The sequence below is a fragment of the Caulobacter soli genome (genome assembly GCF_011045195.1).
Lineage (GTDB): Bacteria > Pseudomonadota > Alphaproteobacteria > Caulobacterales > Caulobacteraceae > Caulobacter > Caulobacter soli.
This window is the reverse complement of record NZ_CP049199.1, coordinates 4,279,199-4,295,953: the sequence shown is the minus strand read 5'-3', so window position 1 is coordinate 4,295,953 and position 16,755 is coordinate 4,279,199. Positions and strand designations below refer to the sequence as shown.

Below are 16,755 nucleotides of genomic sequence, written 5' to 3'. Positions count from 1 at the left end.
GCCGCGCGGCGCGCTCAGGCCGCCGTCCGCTGGGCATGGCGATGAACCTCGATCGCCTCGTCGATCGAGTCGTAGAGTCGAACCTGGCCGTCCTGGATCACCGCGCCGCGGCTGCAGTGGCTGCGCAGGGTGTCGGCGTTGTGCGAGACCATCACCAGGGTGCCGGCCGCGCGGCGGCTCGTCAGGGCCTGCTGACAGCGGTCGCGAAACCGCTCGTCGCCGACGCCGGTGATCTCGTCCACCAGGTAGCAGTCGAAGTCGATGGCCAGCGACACGGCGAAGGCCAGGCGCGCGGCCATGCCGGCGGAATAGGTCTTCACCGGCTGGTGGAAGTAGCGTCCCAGCTGGGCGAAATCGTCGACAAAGGCCAGCAGATCGTCGATCGGCCGGCGGTAGATGCGCGCGATGAAGCGGGCGTTGTCCGCGCCGGTCAGGCTGCTCTGGAAGCAGCTGGAATAGCCCAGCGGCCAGGACACCGACATCTCGCGTCGCACCCGGCCGGACGAGGGGTGTTCGACGCCGGCGATCAGCCGCAGCAGGGTCGACTTGCCCGCGCCGTTGGCGCCGCACACGCCCAGGGCGTCGCCGGGGCGCACGGTGAAGCTGACGTCGTGCAGCACCTGCTTGGTCAGGTTCCGCCCATGATAGATCTTGTTGATGTCGATGAGGGAGATCATGTCGATCTTGTCCGTGATTTCACGGCGAATATCGAATTTTCACTTCAATCATGTCAATATAATTTAGCTAAAATTTGCAGAAATTCACGAATAATTACTTCAATACGAGAGGCGGTATCGATCATAGACTTAATTATTGGAAATATATTCCAGAACATGAAGGTCTATGGTCTTGGTCGTAGAAGCTGGGCCTGACGTGCGGGTCGGCCTGGATGGGTTCAACCTGGCTCTGCCGCGCGGCACGGGGGTGGCGACGTACGGCCGGGTTCTGAGTCACGCCCTGCGCGGGCTGGGCCGCTCGATCGACGTGATCTACGGCCTGGACGTGCCCAAGCGCACGCCCGAGCCCCTGCGCGAGACCCTGTTCTTCGCCCGCCTGGCCGAAGGCGCGGGGCGGGAGGCGGGCGGAAAGGTCACCCTGCGCCAGGCCGCGCGGCGCGTCTTCCTGTCGCCCGGCGCGCGCGAGCCGCTGGAGATCCCGGTCGCGGGCAGGGTGGTGCGCGAGGGCCTGGCCCAGCGGTTGCCGGCGTTCGATCGCCTGTTCACCCTGGGCGGTCTCTTCCATCTCGGCGCGCGCCATTTCCGCCGCTACGGCCGCTTCATGACCGTCCGCCTGCCCGATCCGCCGGCGATCATGCACTGGACCTACCCGCTGCCTCTGCGGCTGGAAGGGGCGCTGAACGTCTACACCGTGCACGACCTGGTGCCGCTGCGCCTGCCGTTCACGACGCTGGACGACAAGGCCTATCACGAGCGGCTGATCCGCCGGTGCCTGGCCACGGCCGACCATGTGGTCACGGTGTCCGAGGCCTCGCGGCGCGACATTCTCGACCTGTTTTCCGTCGATCCCGGCCGGGTGACCAACACCTACCAGTCCAGCCTGGCGCCGGCTCCGCTGGACGCGACGGCGCTGACCGCGCGGCTGCGCACGCTGTTCGACCTCCAGCCCCAGGGCTATTTCCTGTTCTTCGGCGCCATCGAGCCCAAGAAGAACGTCGGCCGGCTGATCGAGGCCTATCTGGCCGCCGAGACCGCGACGCCGCTGGTGCTGGTGGGGCCGCGGGCCTGGCTGGCCGACGAGGAGCTGCGGCTGCTGGACGGCGCGTACGGCGCGCGCCTGCCCGGCGCGGAGCGGATCCGGCGGATCGACTACCTGCCGGCCGATCATCTGCGGACCCTGGTCCAGGGCGCGCGGGCGGTGTTGTTCCCCTCGCTCTACGAAGGCTTCGGCCTGCCGGCGCTGGAGGCCATGACGCTGGGCGCGCCGGTGATGGCGGGCGACACCGCCGCCCTGCCGGAGGTGGTCGGCGCGGCCGGACGTCTGGTCGATCCCTACGACGTCGCCGCCATGGCCGGCGCCCTGCGCGAACTGGACGGCGACGACGCCCTGCGCGCCCGACTGGGCGCGGCCGGCCGCGAGCGCGCGGCCCTGTTCTCGCTGGACGCCTACCAGGACCGCCTGGCCGCCCTGCACGCTCGACTGCTCGATCCCGCCGCGTCCCGCCTGCGCGGCGCGCCCCTTTCCGGAGACGTCCCGTGATCTCATCCTCGCGGTCCTGGACCCGCATCGCCGGCTTCCTGAGCCTGGCGCCCATGCTCGCCGTGCTCGGCGCCTGCGCCAGCCTGCCGTCCAGCGGGCCGACGGCCGACGCGATCGGCGCCGCCCAGCGCCAGTCCGGCGACTTCAGCATCGTCGACATCGACGCCGCCGCCGTGGCGAGCCTGTCGTCGGCGGCCGCCGGCCCGGCCAGCCTGGTCGGGCGGGGCGCCGACGGTTCCGCCGACTTGCTGGGTCCCGGCGACGTGCTGGACATCTCGATCTACGAGGTCGGAGTGGGCCTGTTCGGAGCGCGCTCGACGTCCGTGAGCGGTACGGGCGCCCTCGCGCCGCCGACCGGGGCGGCCGAGACCCTGCCGCCGATCACGGTGGGCCGCGACGGCGCGATCGCCCTGCCGTGGATCGGTCGGCTGACGGCGGCGGGCAAGACGCCCGACGTCCTGGCCGCGGAGATCGCCCGAGCCCTGCGCGGCAAGTCGCAGGATCCGCAGGTGGTGGTCGGCGTGCGCGAGAACCTGGCCAACACCGTGATGGTGACGGGCGACGTCAAGAAGCCGGGGCGCGTGCCCCTGAGCCTGGCGGGCGAGCGCCTTTCGGACGCGGTTGCCCTGGTTGGCGGTCCCAGCTACGCCGTCCAGGACAGCACCGTGCAACTTGGTCGCGACGGTCATGGCGCGACGATCCCGCTGGCCGCCCTGGTGGCCGGCTCGCCGGACGACGTGCCGCTGCGCGGGGGCGACCGGGTGACGGTGACCTTCCAGCCCAGGAGCTTCACGGTGTTCGGGGCCGCTGGGAAGGTGTCGGAGGTGGCCTTCCAGAGTCCTCGCGTTTCGTTGGCCGAGGCCATCGCCCGCGCCGGCGGTCCCAGCGACCAGCAGGCCGACGCCTCGGCCGTGTTCGTGTTCCGCTATCAGCCCAGCGCGACCGACGGCGCGCCGATGGCCGGCGCCCGGCCGGTGGCCTATCGCCTGGACCTGCTCAAGGCCCGGAGCTACTTCCTGGCCCAGGGCTTCGAAATGCGGCCGCGCGACGTGATCTACATCGCCAACGCGCGATCGAACCAGCCGACCAAGATCGCCCAGATCCTCAACCTGTTCTTCTCGCCGATCTATACGGCCAAGGTGCTCACGCGGTGACGTCGCCGCCCGCTTCCAGGGGCTTTCATCGCGAGCGGCACGTGGCGGCCTCGACCCTGGTGGTGGCCTTTTCGAGTCTGGGGCGCGACCAGGCCGGCCTGGGCTACGAGTTCGAGCGGCTGGCCGAGCGCGACGATTGCTCGGTGCTGCTGCTGCGCGACGTGGCCACGTCCTGGTATCACGCCGTGCCGGGCGTCGAGGGCGGGGTCGAGGGTCTGGCCCGCTTTCTGGCCGGGCGCACCGAGGGTTACGAGCGCACCGTCTTCCTGGGCTACAGCATGGGCGGTTACGCGGCCCTGCTCTACGGCCGGCTGCTGGCCGCGGACGCCATCCTGGCCTTCGCGCCCCAGACGCTGCTGGCGGCCGAGCCGCTGGCGGACCTCGGCGATCGGCGCTGGCCGGAACAGCTGTCTCGGGTGCAGGCGGCGCGCCCGGTCTCGCCCTATCTTGACCTGGCGCCGCTCTACGCCGCGCCGGAGCTGGCGGCGCCCGGTCAGGCGATGATCTACACGGCGGCGGACGGCGAGGACGCCGTGCTGGACCTGGCCCACGCGCATCGCCTGGCGCCGCACGCTCGCGTGGTCCAGATCGGCGAGGCGCCCCTGGCCCACGCCGCGCCGTTGGCCGCCCTGCGCGCCTCGGACCTGCTTCGCCAAGTGTTCGATGGCGCGATCGGCGGCGACCCGCCGTCACCAGCCGAGATCGCCGACCGCTACGTCGCCTGGGCGTCCGCGCGCCGCCACGCGCTGGCGCTCGACGCCGCCGGCCCGACGCTGTCCGCCGACGGCCGGCTGCGGCTGGCTGGCACGGTGACGAATGTCAGCCCGGTCCCGATCCGCCTGGCCGAAGGCGTGCGCGTGGGCGCGCGGCTCTGGCGAAACGGCGAGACGGGCCCGCACGTCGACGAGCACCGCTTCATCTTCTCCGACACGGCGATGGCTCCGGGCGCCGTCGGTCGGTTCGCGTTCGACCTGGCCCTGTCCGGCCTGGCGTCCGGCCGCTACGACCTGTCCGTGGCCCTGGTGCACGAGGGGCGGGGCTGGTTCGACGACCTGGGGTTCCCCTCGGCCATGCTGACCTTCGACGCCCACCCGTTCGCCCTGACCGAGGTCAGGACCTTCACCGGGCTTCGGGCTTCTCGCGGTTGAAGGCCAGGTCGTCGATATTGCCCAGGGCGACGGCTTCCAGGAAGTTGGCGCGGGCGATCAGGTCGTCGGCGGCGCAGAGGAAGAAGCCGGTCAGGCCGACGCCGACGAACCGCCGGTCCAGCCCGTCGGTGACGTCGGCCAGATCCTCGACGGAATCGCCTTCGAGCCCGACGCGCAGCACCAGGTCGGCGGGCGGATCGACGTCCAGGGTCAACCAGCGGAAGGCCCCGGCCTTGAGCGCCCCTTCGCGAGGCTCGGCCGCGCCCGAACAGGTCAGGCGATAGCCGCAAGCCTTCTGGGGCGGGGCGTGGACCTGCACGTAGAGGCGCAGCGGGCCCACGCCTTCGGGCACGGCGATCTCCAGCCTGCCACCCTCGGCCTTGGTCCAGCAGCCCCAGTTGTCCGGGCTCCACCAGCCGGGACCGGCTCGGTAGATCTCGGCCGACCGCATGCCGCGCCAGATGCGGGTCTCGAAATTGCGGACGATGGGGTGATAGGCGCCCATTTGGGCCTGGGGAATGTCCGCGTCGCGCTGGACGGCGCCGCGCGTCCAGTCGGCGGCGCTCTGGGCCATCTGGTCGGCGATGGCGAGCCAGGTGCGCGGCTGGAAGCTCTCGACGATCGCGCGTTCGCGCTTCTCGCGGAAGTCGGCGTCGAAGATCAGGCGCTCCAGAGCCTCGACCAGGCGGGGCGTGCAGCCGGACTCGAACGTCACCGCATGCGGGCCGCCGGCCTCGGGCAAGGACGAGGCGTCGGAGATGAGCGGGACCTTGCCGTGGCAAAGGGACTCGGTGACCGGCAGACCCCAGCCCTCGTAACGGCTGGGATAGAGGGTGAAGAGGCAGGACCGGTAGAGCCGCTCCAGCTCGGCGTCCGACAGGCCCGTCAGCATCACGACCTTGTCGCTCAGCCCGGCATGGGCGTCGAGCTGGGCGTAGACGGCGTCGTTCAGCCAGCCGCGATTGCCCACGCAGACCAGCTTGGGAACCTTGTGCGGCCCGTGGCGGCGTAGCAGCTCGATCCAGGCCTCGAAGGCCCCCAGGTGGTTCTTGCGCGACTCGATGGTCGAGACGAACAGCACGAACGGCGCGCGGCCCAGGCCCCAGCGGCTCAGCGCCGTCTGGGGCACGGGCGCGACGCCCGCCTTGCGGATGTCGGCGTCCAGCCGGATCACGGCTATGGCTTCCGGATCAAGCGTGCGACCCAGCATCTCGGCCGCCTTGAGCAGGTCGCGTTTGGTGGCTTCGGAGTTCACCAGGAAGAAGTCGGCGTGGTCGAAGGCGCCGATCACCCAGCTGATGAAGTCCTGAACCAGCTCGCGGGTGCAATGCTCGCCGGCCATGATCGGGATCAGGTCGTGCACGAACGGCACGTACCGGATGCGCCGCGCCGCCTTGGCCTGGCGCACGAACAGGAAGTAGTTCTGCAGCCACCAGGAGGTGCCCAGATTGATCAGGAACGCGCCGCTGGGAAATTCCATCGGCTCGGCCACCAGCAGCAGCATCCGCAGGCGGGCGATGGCGGCGATCCAGTCGGGGGCGCCGCGGTCGCCGCTGGCCAGGCTCAGCCGGTGCAGGGTCAGGAAGGCGGCCGCGGGAATCTCCAGCCACTCGTCACGATGCTGGGCGAAGGCGCAGACCCGCACCGGCCGGTGGCCGGCCCGCAGGGCGCTGGCGATGGTTTCCAGTTGCACGCGCTGGATGCCGGTGGGCAGGCGGGCGTTGCGGAAATAGCTGATCAGGTCCGAGGCGTCGAAGATCAGCGCCGGGGTGGTGGCGTCGTGATGGTCCCGCGCCGAGCCGGCCGGATCGTCGACCTGGCCCGCCGTCCAGTCCCAGGCGTCGGAGGCCGATGCGCCGCCACGCGCCTCGAGCAGCGCCAGCAGGCCGGTCGGATCCGCCGACGGATCGCGTTCGGCCAGGTTCTGAAGCTCGTCCAGGGCGTCGGCATGGCCGGGGGCGGCCTGGGCGGCGCGCAGATAGGCCCGGCCCGCCGCCGCTTGTTCGCCGCGCAGCTTGTGCAGGTGGCCCAGGTGCAGGTGCGGTTCGGCGGCGTCGGGTTGCAGGGCCAGGGCCCGGCGATAGGCGGTCTCGGCCCCGGCGTGGTCGGCCAGTTCCTTCAGGGCGTGGCCGCGCTGGATCCAGATGTGGGCCAGCTCCGGCGCCAGGGCCAGGGCCTCGCCATAGGCCTGGGCGGCGGTGGCCCAGTCACGGGCGTCACGGGCCCCGTTGGCCAGGGTCAGGCGCCGGTGGACGGCGGCGGTCACCGGAACGCCGGCGGATTTGTGCAGCTTCAAGGCCAGGGTCATGGTCAGCTCGCGTGTTCGCGAACGCCGGCCAGGACCAGCCAGCCGACGGCGTAGGCGAGCAGGAGGCAGAAGAACACCGTGGCCACGGTCTTCAGGCGCTTGGGATAGAGCGCCTTGCCCGGCAGGTTCGGCTCGACCACGCGCACCAGGAAGGTCTGTTGGGTCAGGGAACGCTCGCGCGCGGCCTGCAGGGCCTGGGCGGCGGCCTCGTAGCGCTTGGCGGCGAACTGCTGGCGAAGGCGCAGGCCCTCGTAGGCGCCCAGGCCTGGGGCGATCGAGCCGCTGGATCCGGCCAGCCGGCCCTGGGCGGCGGCGGTCTGGGCCTCCAGCGCGCGCACCTGATTGGCCAGGGCCACATATTGCGGGCTGGCGGGATCGATCGAGCGTCGCATGCCGTCCAGCTGGCTACGAGCCTGGGCCAGTTGCTGCATCAGGCCGGCGGCCAGGGTGATCTGGGCGGCGCTGGTGCGCTCGGGATCGATGTCGCGGCCGTCCTGGCGGAAGCGGGTCACCGAGCTCTGGGATTGGGCGACCTCGGCCTCGGCCTCGGCCAGCTGGCGGCGGGCCACCGACAGGCCGTCGTCCAGCGCCCGCTGATTGAGGGTGTTGATCCGGCCCTCGCCCAGCCGCAGCAGGGTCTCGGCCAGATCGTGGGCGTCCGCCGGCTGGAAGGCCCGGACGCTGAGGGTGGTGATGCCGGTCTCGGAATCGAAGCGCACCTGAACCTGGCGGCGATAGTATTTGAGCAGGGTCTCGGGCGCCGGCCGGGCCGACCACAGGCGGGTGATGACATCGGCCTGCGGACGGCGGAAGAGGGCCGGCAGGTCGATCGTGCGGCGGGCGGCCGCCACGGCGTCGTGGGACAGCAGATAGTCGCTCACCCCGTAGGCCTCGGCCGCCGACGGATTGCCGCCGCCCAGACCCAGAAGCTGGCCCAGGCTGCTTCCGCCGCCACCGGACTGGGCGGCGCGCACGATGAAATGGGCCTCGGATTCGTACTGGTCGGCGGCGACCAGGTATTCGAAGGCCGCGACCGTCAGGGTGGGCAGCATCACGATCAGAAGGAAGGCCCGCGACGCCTTCAGCCAGGCGCGCCAGGCCGGCTCGGGCGGGGCCTTGGCGCTGGCGGGCGGGGGCGACCAGTCGGGAACCCGGGTCGGGCGTTCCGGATCCAGGGGGGCGGCGGGCTCTGCGGTGGGGACGTAGCCGTCCATGGTGCGGGCTCCGGGCTCAGGTCAAATGCACATGCGGTCGCACGACGCGCAGCGACAGAAGACCCACCAGGGTCAGCGCCAGGCACCATTCGACGATGTAGAGGGGGTCGAAATACCGGCTCTCGATGGCTTCGAACTGGCTGGTGTGCAGCATCTCGAAGATCTGATTCAGCGGCGACCAGGACAGCCAGCCGCGGAACGGCTGGGGGATCCAGGCGAGCAGGAAGAAGCCGCCCGAGATCGGCATGGCGATATAGATGATCGGGTGGACGAACTTGCCGACCGCCTTGCTCAGATAGGAGGCCGCGCAGACCGGCATCGACAGGGCGAAGGCGAACCAGGTCATCAGCAGCACCGCGCCGATGAAGGTCAGCGGACGGGCGATCGGCGCGCCCATGCCCAGGGCCCAGGTCCCGGCCAGCAGGATCACCAGCGCCGCCAGCGTGGCCGCGCCCTCGAGCAGCGCCCGGGCCAGCAGCATGTCGAAGAGGGTGACCGTGCGGTGGTAGAGCAGGGGCTTGTTGGCCTCCAGCGTCGTCTCGGACCGGCCGATCACCGAGCGGAAGATCATGAAGACGCAGTAGCCGCCCAGGGCGAAGGGCACCGGGTGGAAGATCCCGGCATGGCCGCCGCCGGCCTTGGCGTGCAAGGCCCCGACGGCGGCGGCCAGCAGCATCGGCTCCACGATCATCCAGAGATAGCCGATGTTCTCGCGGCCGTAGCGGGTGTGCAGCTCCCGCATGATCAGGGCGCCGATGACGTGGCGCTGCACGTCGAAGCCCTGGATCAAGGTCGAGAAGCCGCCTTTGGCGCGCGTGGACGAGACCGGTCTCATCGCGCCGTCTCCGCCAGGAACTCGAGCACCCCGGCGACATGGTCGTCCCAGGTCGGCGCGCGCCAGCCGCGCAGCCGGGTCAGCTGGGCGCGGCGGCGGGGCGAGTCGGCGACCGTGTAGTCCAGCGCCGCTTGGCTCCAGGCCGGGCCGTCCAGTGGATCGAGATAGTCGGGCGCCGCGCCGCCGGTCTCGCGCAGGGCCGGCAGGTCGCTGGCCACCACCGGCGTCCCCAAGGCCAGGGCCTCGGCGACCGGCAGGCCGTAGCCCTCGGCGAACGAGGGCATCAGCAGGGCCCGCGCGCCGGCCACCAGCCGCCGCACCTCCAGGTCGGGCAGGCGGTTGTGTTCGGTCACCACCATCCGCAACAGCGGGCAGCGGTCCAGCAGGTCCAGCACGTTCTCGTTCTCCCATCCGCGCCGGCCGATCAGCACCAGGCGGGGCGTGGCGTGCGGACCCAGGGTCTGGGCCAGGCGCCGCCAGACATTCAGCAGCAGCAGGTGGTTCTTGCGCGGCTCGATGGTGCCCAGGGCGACGAAATAGGGCGGCGCGTCCGGCGCCGAACGGGACGCGTGGTCGGGCGCGAAGTCGGGCGCCAGGGGGGCGACGTGGACGGGGATGTCGCGACCGGTCGCCGCCAGGTACGGGGCCAGGGCCCGCGCGGTGTCGCGGGAATTGACCACGACGGCCGAGGCCAGGCTGGTGACGGTGGCGATCTTGCGCGCGTAGAGAGCCGCGCCGCCGGGGCGGGCGTATTCGGGATGGGTCAGCGGGATCAGGTCGTGGACGAAGGGCACGAACCGGGCCCGCTCGCGCCGCAGCAGCGCGCGGAAGAGGTCGGTGCGCTCCAGGCCTCGGGCCGACAGGTGCAGGTAGACGGCCTCGCGCGGGCGACCCACGGGGCGCGGCGCCAGGCTCAGGCCCGACCCGACCAGATGCCCCAGCCGGCCCCAGGCGGTCTGGTCGCCGGCCTCGCCCGACCAGCGGCGCTGGGTCGTCTTCAGGAAGCCGACGGCGGCGGCGGCGGGCAGCCGGCCGTGCCAGCCCAGCGGATGGATGGCGGCCAGGCGCAGGCGGTCGGGGGCCAGCCGCAGCAGGGTGCGGGCATAGGCCATTTCGACGCGATCGACACCCGTGGGGGTGGCGTGCAGCAGGCGCGAGAGCAGGCGCGACAGATCCAGCACGATCTGCGGGGCCTCGGCCGGAGCCGGCTCCGGCCGGGCGGCGACGAAGGCCCGGGCGTGGGGAACCAGGCTGTTCACGCGGTGGCTTCCAGAGTTTGAGCGGGCGGCCGCAGGCCCAGGCTCCGGCGGCCCCCGGCCTGCAGGCGGCGAAGCATCGGCAGCAGGGCCGGACGCGGCCTTGGCCGCTCGGCCAGCCAATCCACCAGGGCTTCGGGCGTGCAGGGCGCGCCGGTGTCGGGATCGATGTAGCGCGGGTAGAGGATCAACGCGCCGGCCGCCAGTTCGGCCAGGGCGAGGCGGCGGTCGCGGCGAGGTGGCGGCGCCAGGTCGCGCGTCAGGCCCCAGCCGGCGTAGAAAGGCTGGCCGTGGACCACGACCTCGCGACCCCGCAGGAGCGCCTCGAAGCCGGTCTGCGACGTCAGCACGTGAACGGCGTCGACTACGTCGAGCAGGACGGGCAGGGCGTGGCCGCGCACCACATGATCGGCGTGGCGCAGGGCCTCGGCGTCGGCGACCGCGCCCTGGCGATGGCCGGCCTCGACGTCGGGATGAGGGCGATAGAGGATCCGGGCGTCGGGCTCCAGCGCTCGCGCGCGACGCAGCAGGTCGAGGTTGCCGGCCACGCCGGCCCCGCCCAGTCGCACGGACAGGTCGTCCTCGACCTGGCCCGCGACCAGCACCGTCCGGCGGCCGTCCACGGCGACGGCGAACGCCTGGCCGGGCAGGTTGTACTTGGTCACGCCCAGGGCGACGATCCGGCGGACCAGACGCTCGGCCCGGTCGGTCAGGGCGGTGTCGAAGCGGGTCTCGCGCAGCAGGCGCTCCAGGTCGCTGGGGCGGCCGGGATCGAAGTGGACGCCGGCCCGGTCCAGTGTGATCGAGGCGGGCGGGCGGCAGTCCGCGCCCAGGCCCGACGACCGGATGAAGCCGTCCTCGATCCGCACCAGCGGCGCGCCGGCGGTCCGGGCCAGCTCGGCCAGGCGCGGCGGGGCGCGGGACGGCCAGACGCCGATCGCGCCGCGCCGGCTCGCCGCGAGGCGCACGGCCGCGCGGGCGTCGTCGGTGAACACGAGGTCGCGGCCCTGGTCGCCGATCAGCCGGGCGACGGCGGCGCGCTTCCACGCCGAGATTCCGACGCAGACGACCAACGGCGGCCCTTCCGGCGGCAGCCCGGCCGGCGGACCTTCTCGCGGCTCTGAAATGGGGGGCGGCGCGGAGGGCATGACGGCTCGAAGAGGCCCGAAGAACGGAGCGGATCGGTGGCCATTGCCACAACGGCGAAGGCTCTGCCCCTGTGGGTTCCCACAGGGTGGTGCGATGTCGGCATCCTGTTGAAACCCACAGGTTCGGCCGTGGCCGGCGAATTCTAAGCAGGAGGCGGTTTTCCAGCGCTCCGCACCGGGCCCAAACGGCCATCCGGAGGGGCGCTTCAAGCGAGAGTGCGCCATGACCCGTTCGTCCAATTCCATCGGTCCGATCTGTCTCGGCCTTCTGGCCGGCGCGATCGTCACCAGCTCCGCCGCCGCCCAGGCGGTCACGCCGGGCGCCGACACCCTGGTCGGGCCGGTGGTGCCCGGGGTGTGCGCGCTCAGCCGCGACGCCGTGTTCGCCGACGCCAAGGTCGGCCAGGCCATCGACGTTCGCCTGAAGAACATCTCCCGCGTCGCCCAGTCGGAAATCGACGACGAGCGCCAGCCGTTGCTGGCCGAGATCAAGGCGCTGGAAGAGCAGAAGACCACCTTGCCGGCGGCTCAGTTCGAGGCGCGCAGCAAGCCGCTGGTCGCGCGCATGGAGGCCCTGCAGCGCAAGGCGAACCTGCGCTCGCGCGAGATCGAGGCCACCCGCGCCAAGGCCCTGGCCAGGATCGCCACGGAAGCCCAGCCGATCATCGCCAAGGTCTATGGCGACCGCAAATGCGGCGTGCTGTTCGCCCGCGAGGCCATGCTGGGCGGCAATCCCGCCGCCGACCTGACGCCGGCCATCATCGCGGCCCTGGACGCCAAGATCGTCACCCTGGACTTCCAGCGCGAAACCCTGCCGGACGAAGCCTTGGCCGCTCCCAGGGCGAAGTAGGGGCGGGCGGGGTGAGGCGCGAGCTCATGGCTTGGGGTCTGGTCGGCGCGTCGAGGCGGCTTCCATGAGCGCCGACCTTTCGGGACGCGCGCCGGACCCGCCGAACCTGACCGCCCGCGAGATCGAATGCATCCGGCTGGCGGCCCGAGGCCTGACGACGGGGGAAACCGCGCGCGAGATTCAGGTGTCGGAACGCACCGTCGAGTTCCACCTGGGCAACGCCGTGCGCAAGCTGGGCGCGGTGAACAAGCTCAGGGCGGTGGTCATCGCGCTGCAGCTGAACCTGATCGAGCCGTGAAACCCTCGTGTCGTCCGCCTCTTCGTCGGACTGCACAAAAGCACACTGCCACCTCAAGTCGATCGCCCTAAGATAAATCGGCTTGCCATCTTTCCAATAAATAAATCGTCTCAGGATTGTCATTATTTTCTTGTTACACATTGAGTTGTATTTCCTTATAACCGTCATCTTGCGGAATGTGCTCTGACAGAGATTTCGGCATGACAAGTACAGAGCGCGACCATTTCAGAGATTTTATTGTAAACAGCGGTCTGGTCGCGAGCGAATCCTTGTCGCGGGCGTGGGCTGTCCAGGGCGAGAGCGGCGAGCGCATGGACGCCGTGCTCACCCGCCTGGGCCTCGTCTCAGAGCGCGCCCTGGCCGACTCCCTGGCCAAGGCCACCGGTCTTCCGCAGATCGACGCGGGGGACTTCCCGGCCGCGCCGGTCGGCGGCGAGCGGGTTTCGCCACGCTTCCTGCGCGAGGTCGGCGCCGTGCCGATCCAGGTCGATGACGGGACGCTGCGGGTCGCGCTGGTCGATCCGCTCAACGGCTATGCGCTGCGGGCCCTGGGCTACGCCTTCGACCTGCCGGTCCGTCCGCTGGTCGCCCGGGCCGGCGACGTGGAGGCCGCGCTCGATCGTCTCTACGGATCGGTCCAGGGCGAGGCCTCCACCGGCGAGGACGAGGCCGACGAGGCCGATCTGGAGCGCCTGAAGGACCTGGCCAGCGACGCCCCCGTGGTGCGGGCGGTCAACGCCCTGATCGCCCGGGCGGCCGAGATGCGGGCCTCCGACATCCATGCCGAGCCCTCCGAGGACGGACTGAAGGTGCGGTTCCGGATCGACGGCGTCCTGCGCGATCAGGAGACCTTGCCGCCCCAGGTCAAGGCGGCCTTCGTCTCGCGCGTCAAGGTGCTGGCCAACCTGAACATCGCCGAGCGCCGTCTGCCGCAGGACGGCCGCATGCGCCTGGCGGTGCGGGGGCAGGACATCGACCTGCGGGTGGCCACCGCCCCGACCCTGCACGGCGAGAGCGTGGTGCTGCGCCTGCTCGATCGCTCGAACCTGTCGCTGGACTTCGACGCGCTGGGCTTCGACGAAACCATCCTGCCGCCGTTTCTCGAGGTCTTGTCCCGGCCGCACGGCATCGTGCTGGTGACCGGCCCGACCGGCAGCGGCAAGACGACCACGCTCTACGCCGCCCTGGCCGCCCTGAACGCGCCCACCCGCAAGATCCTGACCATCGAGGATCCGATCGAATACCGCCTGGCGGGGATCAACCAGACCCAGGTCAGCCCGACGATCGGCCTGACCTTCGCCGCGGCGCTGCGTTCGTTCCTGCGCCAGGATCCCGACGTGATGATGGTGGGCGAGATCCGCGACCTGGAGACCGCCCAGGTGGCCGTGCAGTCGGCCCTGACCGGCCACACCATCCTGTCGACCCTGCACACCAACAGCGCCTCGGCCGCGGTGACGCGACTGATCGACATGGGCATGGAGCCGTTCCTGATCAGCTCGACGGTCAACGCGGTCCTGGCCCAGCGGCTGGTGCGGCGGCTGTGCCCGGCATGCCGCACGCCGCACACGGCCCACGCGCGCGAGTTGTCGGCCCTGGGCGCGGGGGCCGAGCGCCTGGGTCCCGGACCTGTCCAGCTGTGGAGCGCGCCCGGCTGCGAGGCCTGCAACCACAGCGGCTTCAAGGGGCGGCTGGCGATCCTGGAACTGCTGCCGGTCGACGACGAGATCGCTCGGCTGGTGCTGGCTCGGGCCGAGGCGCGCGAGATCGAGCGGGCGGCGGTGGCCGCCGGCATGCGCACCATGCTGCAGGACGGCGTCGTGAAGGCCTTGGCGGGCCGGACGACGATCGACGAGGTCCTGCGCGTGACCCGGGAGGATTGAGGCCATGGCCGCCTTCTCCTACCGGGCGCTGTCGCCGACGGGCGAGCTGAAGTCGGGCGTGATCATGGTCGCCACGCGCGACGAGGCGATGAACCGCCTGCGCCAGTCGGGCCTGACGCCGATCGACGCCGCCGAGGCCGCGACCCGTCCGGCCAAGGCCCCGGGCGCGGCCGCGCGGCGGGCGCTGGTCAATGTGGTGGGCGAACTGGCGGTGCTGCTGAACGCCGGCCTGCCGCTGGAACGGGGCCTGGCCGTCTGCGTGGAAAACGCCGTCGATCCGGCGCTGAAGGCCGCGCTGCTCCAGCTGCAGAAGCGGGTCAAGGAGGGCGCGCCCCTGTCGCGGGCCATGGCCGAGGCCCCCACGCTGTTCTCGCCGATGGCCTGCGCGATGGTCGAGGCCGGCGAGGCCGACGGTCGCCTGGCCGTGGCCCTGACCCGCCTGGCCGAGACCCTGGACCGCGCCGAAGCCCTGCGCCAGGTCGTGGCCTCGTCGATGGTCTATCCGATCCTGCTGGGCGGGGTCACGACCGCCGTGATCCTGATGATGCTGCTGTTCGTGGTGCCGCAGTTCGAGGGCTTGTTCTCCGACAACGCCGCCCACCTGCCGCTGCCGACCCGCATCGTCATGGCCGCCAGCCATGCGGTGCGAGACTACGGCCTGGCCGTGCTGCTGGTCGGTACGGTGGTGTCGGTCGGGCTGTGGCGGTGGCTGAAGCGGCCGTCCGTGCGCCTGGCGCTGGACCGGGTCCTTTTGCGCGCGCCGTATCTGGGGCCGCTGATCAAGTCGGCCGAAACCTCGCGCCTGGCCCGTGTGCTGGGCAGCCTGGTCGAGGGCGGCGTGCCGCTGCCCGCGGCCCTGGCCATCGCCCGCCGCTCGTTGAGCAACAGCCACATGGCCGCCGCCGTCGAACGCGTGACGACGGGCCTCAAGGAGGGCGGCGGCCTGACCCGTCCCCTGGCGGCCACGGGCCTGTTCCCGACCGTGGCGATCAGCTTCCTGCGCACCGGCGAAGAGACCGCTCAGCTGCCCCAGATGCTGGGCCGCCTCGCCGACGTGCTCGACCGCGACGTGCGCCACGCGCTCGAGCGGTTCGTCGCCCTGCTGACCCCCGTCATCACCATCGTGATGGGCGTCGTCGTGGGCGGGATCATCGCCTCCATCATGTCCGCCATCCTTGGCTTCAACGATATGGCCCTCGCATCATGACCCAGCCTCTCCACACCCGCCGCCGCGCGTTCCCGTCCGCCGTCGACACGGCCCGCCGTGGCGGCTTCTCGTTGCTGGAGCTGCTGGTGGTGCTGGCGATCATGGCGCTGCTGGCCGCGATCGTCGCGCCCCAGGTGCTCAAGTATCTGGGCTCGTCGCGCAGCCAGACCGCCAAGGTGCAGATTCAGAACATCCAGTCGGCCCTGGAGCTGTTCCAGGTCGATGTGGGCCGATATCCCACCCAGGAGGAGGGCCTCAACGCGCTGGTCGCCGCGCCGTCCACCGCGTCCGGCTGGAACGGGCCGTACCTGAAGAAGGCTGACGGCCTGAAGGACCCCTGGCAGCGCCCCTACCTCTACCGCATTCCCGGGCAGAAGAGCGCGGCCGACATCTACAGCCTGGGCTCCGACAACGCCGAGGGCGGCGCCCAGGAGGCCAAAGATGTCGGCAACTGGTGACCGGCGGGCCGGGATCGCGTTGATCGAGGCCATGGTCGTGATCGCCATCACGGTCATGATCGGCGCGATCGCCTATCCCGAGCTGCGCGCCGGCCTGGCCAGCGTCGCCTTCCAGCAGGCGGCCGCCGGCCTGCGCGCCGATCTGCGCATGGCGCGGGCCCAGGCGCGGACGAGCGGCGCCCGGGTGGATCTGATGGTGGCCGAGGACGGCGCGGCCTACGGCTGGACGCCGGGGCCGCGCCGCGTGCTGATCGGCGACCTGCGCCTGTCGGCGCCCAGCGCGCGCACCAGCTTCTTTCCGGACGGCTCTTCGGTCGGCGGTCGCCTGCGGCTGACCGACGGGCGGCGCGGTCTCGACATCGCGGTCGCCCCCCTGACGGGCGTGCTGGAGCCGGGCGCATGACCGGCCGCCGCGAAGGTTCGGTGCTGGTCGAGGCCCTGGTCGCGACCGCGATCGTGGCCCTGGTCCTGGTCGGCGTGCTGCGCACGATCGAGGACAGCCTGATGCGCCACCGGATCGTCGAGGCTCGCCGCACGGCCCTGATGATCGCGCGCTCGGGGCTGGCCGAGGTCGGCTTTTCCACGCCGCTGGCCGAGGGCGTGGTGGCGGGCGAGGAGAACGGCTACGTCTGGCGGATCGCCGTCGCCCGCTGTCCGGACGCGGCTTCCGCCGACAGCGCGGCGGGGCGGCTCTACTGCGTCGACGTCGACGTACGGGCGCCCGGCCGGGACCGCGCCGCCGTCACCCTGGCCAGCCGCCGGCTGGCGGCCGGGGTCTGATC

Annotated in this window: 16 protein-coding genes; 10 read left to right on the top strand and 6 right to left on the bottom strand. The window is 71.5% G+C overall.

What is annotated here, in order from left to right:
- Window positions 1-14 precede the first annotated feature (14 nt).
- The gene (locus tag G3M62_RS19980; RefSeq protein ID WP_165190198.1) at window positions 15-677 is read right to left on the bottom strand and encodes an ABC transporter ATP-binding protein; all 663 of its coding nucleotides are present in this window, start codon (window positions 675-677) and stop codon (window positions 15-17) included.
- Window positions 678-843: 166 nt separating this feature from the next.
- On the opposite strand from G3M62_RS19980, the gene G3M62_RS19975 reads away from it, so the two are divergent.
- From G3M62_RS19975 to G3M62_RS19965, 3 genes are read left to right on the top strand one after another with little or no spacing between them, the layout of a single operon-like run.
- Window positions 844-2,217 carry a glycosyltransferase family 4 protein gene (locus G3M62_RS19975; protein WP_165190196.1) on the top strand — a complete coding sequence of 458 codons (1,374 nt, stop codon included), beginning with the start codon at window positions 844-846 and terminating at the stop codon, window positions 2,215-2,217.
- Window positions 2,214-3,371, top strand: coding sequence for a polysaccharide biosynthesis/export family protein (locus tag G3M62_RS19970; protein ID WP_165190194.1), 1,158 nt, complete (start codon window positions 2,214-2,216; stop codon window positions 3,369-3,371). Before G3M62_RS19975 ends, G3M62_RS19970 begins: the two co-directional genes overlap by 4 nt.
- A 41-nt stretch (window positions 3,372-3,412) precedes the next feature.
- Window positions 3,413-4,519, top strand: coding sequence for a hypothetical protein (locus tag G3M62_RS19965; protein ID WP_165190192.1), 1,107 nt, complete (start codon window positions 3,413-3,415; stop codon window positions 4,517-4,519).
- Here G3M62_RS19965 and G3M62_RS19960 read toward each other — a convergent pair.
- Genes G3M62_RS19960 through G3M62_RS26400 form a run of 5 tightly spaced genes read right to left on the bottom strand, consistent with a single transcriptional unit; the run spans window position 4,491 to window position 11,205 of the window.
- Window positions 4,491-6,827 (bottom strand): glycosyltransferase family 4 protein, encoded by a 2,337-nt coding sequence (locus tag G3M62_RS19960; RefSeq protein WP_165190190.1) that lies wholly within the window; start codon window positions 6,825-6,827, stop codon window positions 4,491-4,493. The two genes, G3M62_RS19965 and G3M62_RS19960, sit on opposite strands and share 29 nt — an antisense overlap.
- Window positions 6,828-6,829: 2 nt before the next feature.
- Window positions 6,830-8,041, bottom strand: a complete 1,212-nt coding sequence (locus tag G3M62_RS19955) for a KpsE/RkpR family capsule polysaccharide export protein (RefSeq protein ID WP_165190188.1) — start codon at window positions 8,039-8,041, stop codon at window positions 6,830-6,832.
- A 16-nt stretch (window positions 8,042-8,057) separates the two neighbouring features.
- Window positions 8,058-8,876: an ABC transporter permease gene (locus G3M62_RS19950; RefSeq protein ID WP_165190186.1), complete on the bottom strand. Its 819-nt coding sequence runs from the start codon at window positions 8,874-8,876 to the stop codon at window positions 8,058-8,060.
- On the bottom strand, window positions 8,873-10,135 hold the full coding sequence (locus G3M62_RS26405; protein WP_205691911.1) for a glycosyltransferase family 4 protein: 1,263 nt from the start codon (window positions 10,133-10,135) through the stop codon (window positions 8,873-8,875). The genes G3M62_RS19950 and G3M62_RS26405 overlap by 4 nt, the downstream gene beginning before the upstream one ends.
- Window positions 10,132-11,205 carry a capsular polysaccharide export protein, LipB/KpsS family gene (locus G3M62_RS26400; RefSeq protein ID WP_205691910.1) on the bottom strand — a complete coding sequence of 358 codons (1,074 nt, stop codon included), beginning with the start codon at window positions 11,203-11,205 and terminating at the stop codon, window positions 10,132-10,134. The genes G3M62_RS26405 and G3M62_RS26400 overlap by 4 nt, the downstream gene beginning before the upstream one ends.
- Window positions 11,206-11,503: 298 nt before the next feature.
- Between G3M62_RS26400 and G3M62_RS19940 the strand changes: the two genes are divergently transcribed.
- From G3M62_RS19940 to G3M62_RS19910, 7 genes are all read left to right on the top strand, one after another.
- Complete coding sequence (locus tag G3M62_RS19940) at window positions 11,504-12,130, top strand: OmpH family outer membrane protein (protein ID WP_165190184.1); 627 nt, start codon at window positions 11,504-11,506, stop codon at window positions 12,128-12,130.
- A gap of 64 nt (window positions 12,131-12,194) precedes the next feature.
- Entirely contained in the window at window positions 12,195-12,428 is a 234-nt protein-coding gene (locus G3M62_RS19935) for a response regulator transcription factor (RefSeq protein ID WP_165190182.1), read from the top strand.
- Window positions 12,429-12,697: 269 nt separating this feature from the next.
- Complete coding sequence (locus G3M62_RS19930) at window positions 12,698-14,308, top strand: GspE/PulE family protein (protein ID WP_246263339.1); 1,611 nt, start codon at window positions 12,698-12,700, stop codon at window positions 14,306-14,308.
- 4 nt (window positions 14,309-14,312) lie between these two features.
- Window positions 14,313-15,515 carry a type II secretion system F family protein gene (locus tag G3M62_RS19925; RefSeq protein ID WP_165190178.1) on the top strand — a complete coding sequence of 401 codons (1,203 nt, stop codon included), beginning with the start codon at window positions 14,313-14,315 and terminating at the stop codon, window positions 15,513-15,515.
- A complete protein-coding gene (gene gspG, locus G3M62_RS19920) occupies window positions 15,512-15,973 on the top strand; it encodes a type II secretion system major pseudopilin GspG (RefSeq protein ID WP_165190176.1) in 462 nt (153 codons plus the stop codon). Before G3M62_RS19925 ends, gspG begins: the two co-directional genes overlap by 4 nt.
- Window positions 15,957-16,376 (top strand): pilus assembly FimT family protein, encoded by a 420-nt coding sequence (locus G3M62_RS19915; protein ID WP_165190174.1) that lies wholly within the window; start codon window positions 15,957-15,959, stop codon window positions 16,374-16,376. The genes gspG and G3M62_RS19915 overlap by 17 nt, the downstream gene beginning before the upstream one ends.
- Complete coding sequence (locus G3M62_RS19910; protein ID WP_165190172.1) at window positions 16,373-16,753, top strand: hypothetical protein; 381 nt, start codon at window positions 16,373-16,375, stop codon at window positions 16,751-16,753. The genes G3M62_RS19915 and G3M62_RS19910 overlap by 4 nt, the downstream gene beginning before the upstream one ends.
- Window positions 16,754-16,755: the final 2 nt, after the last annotated feature.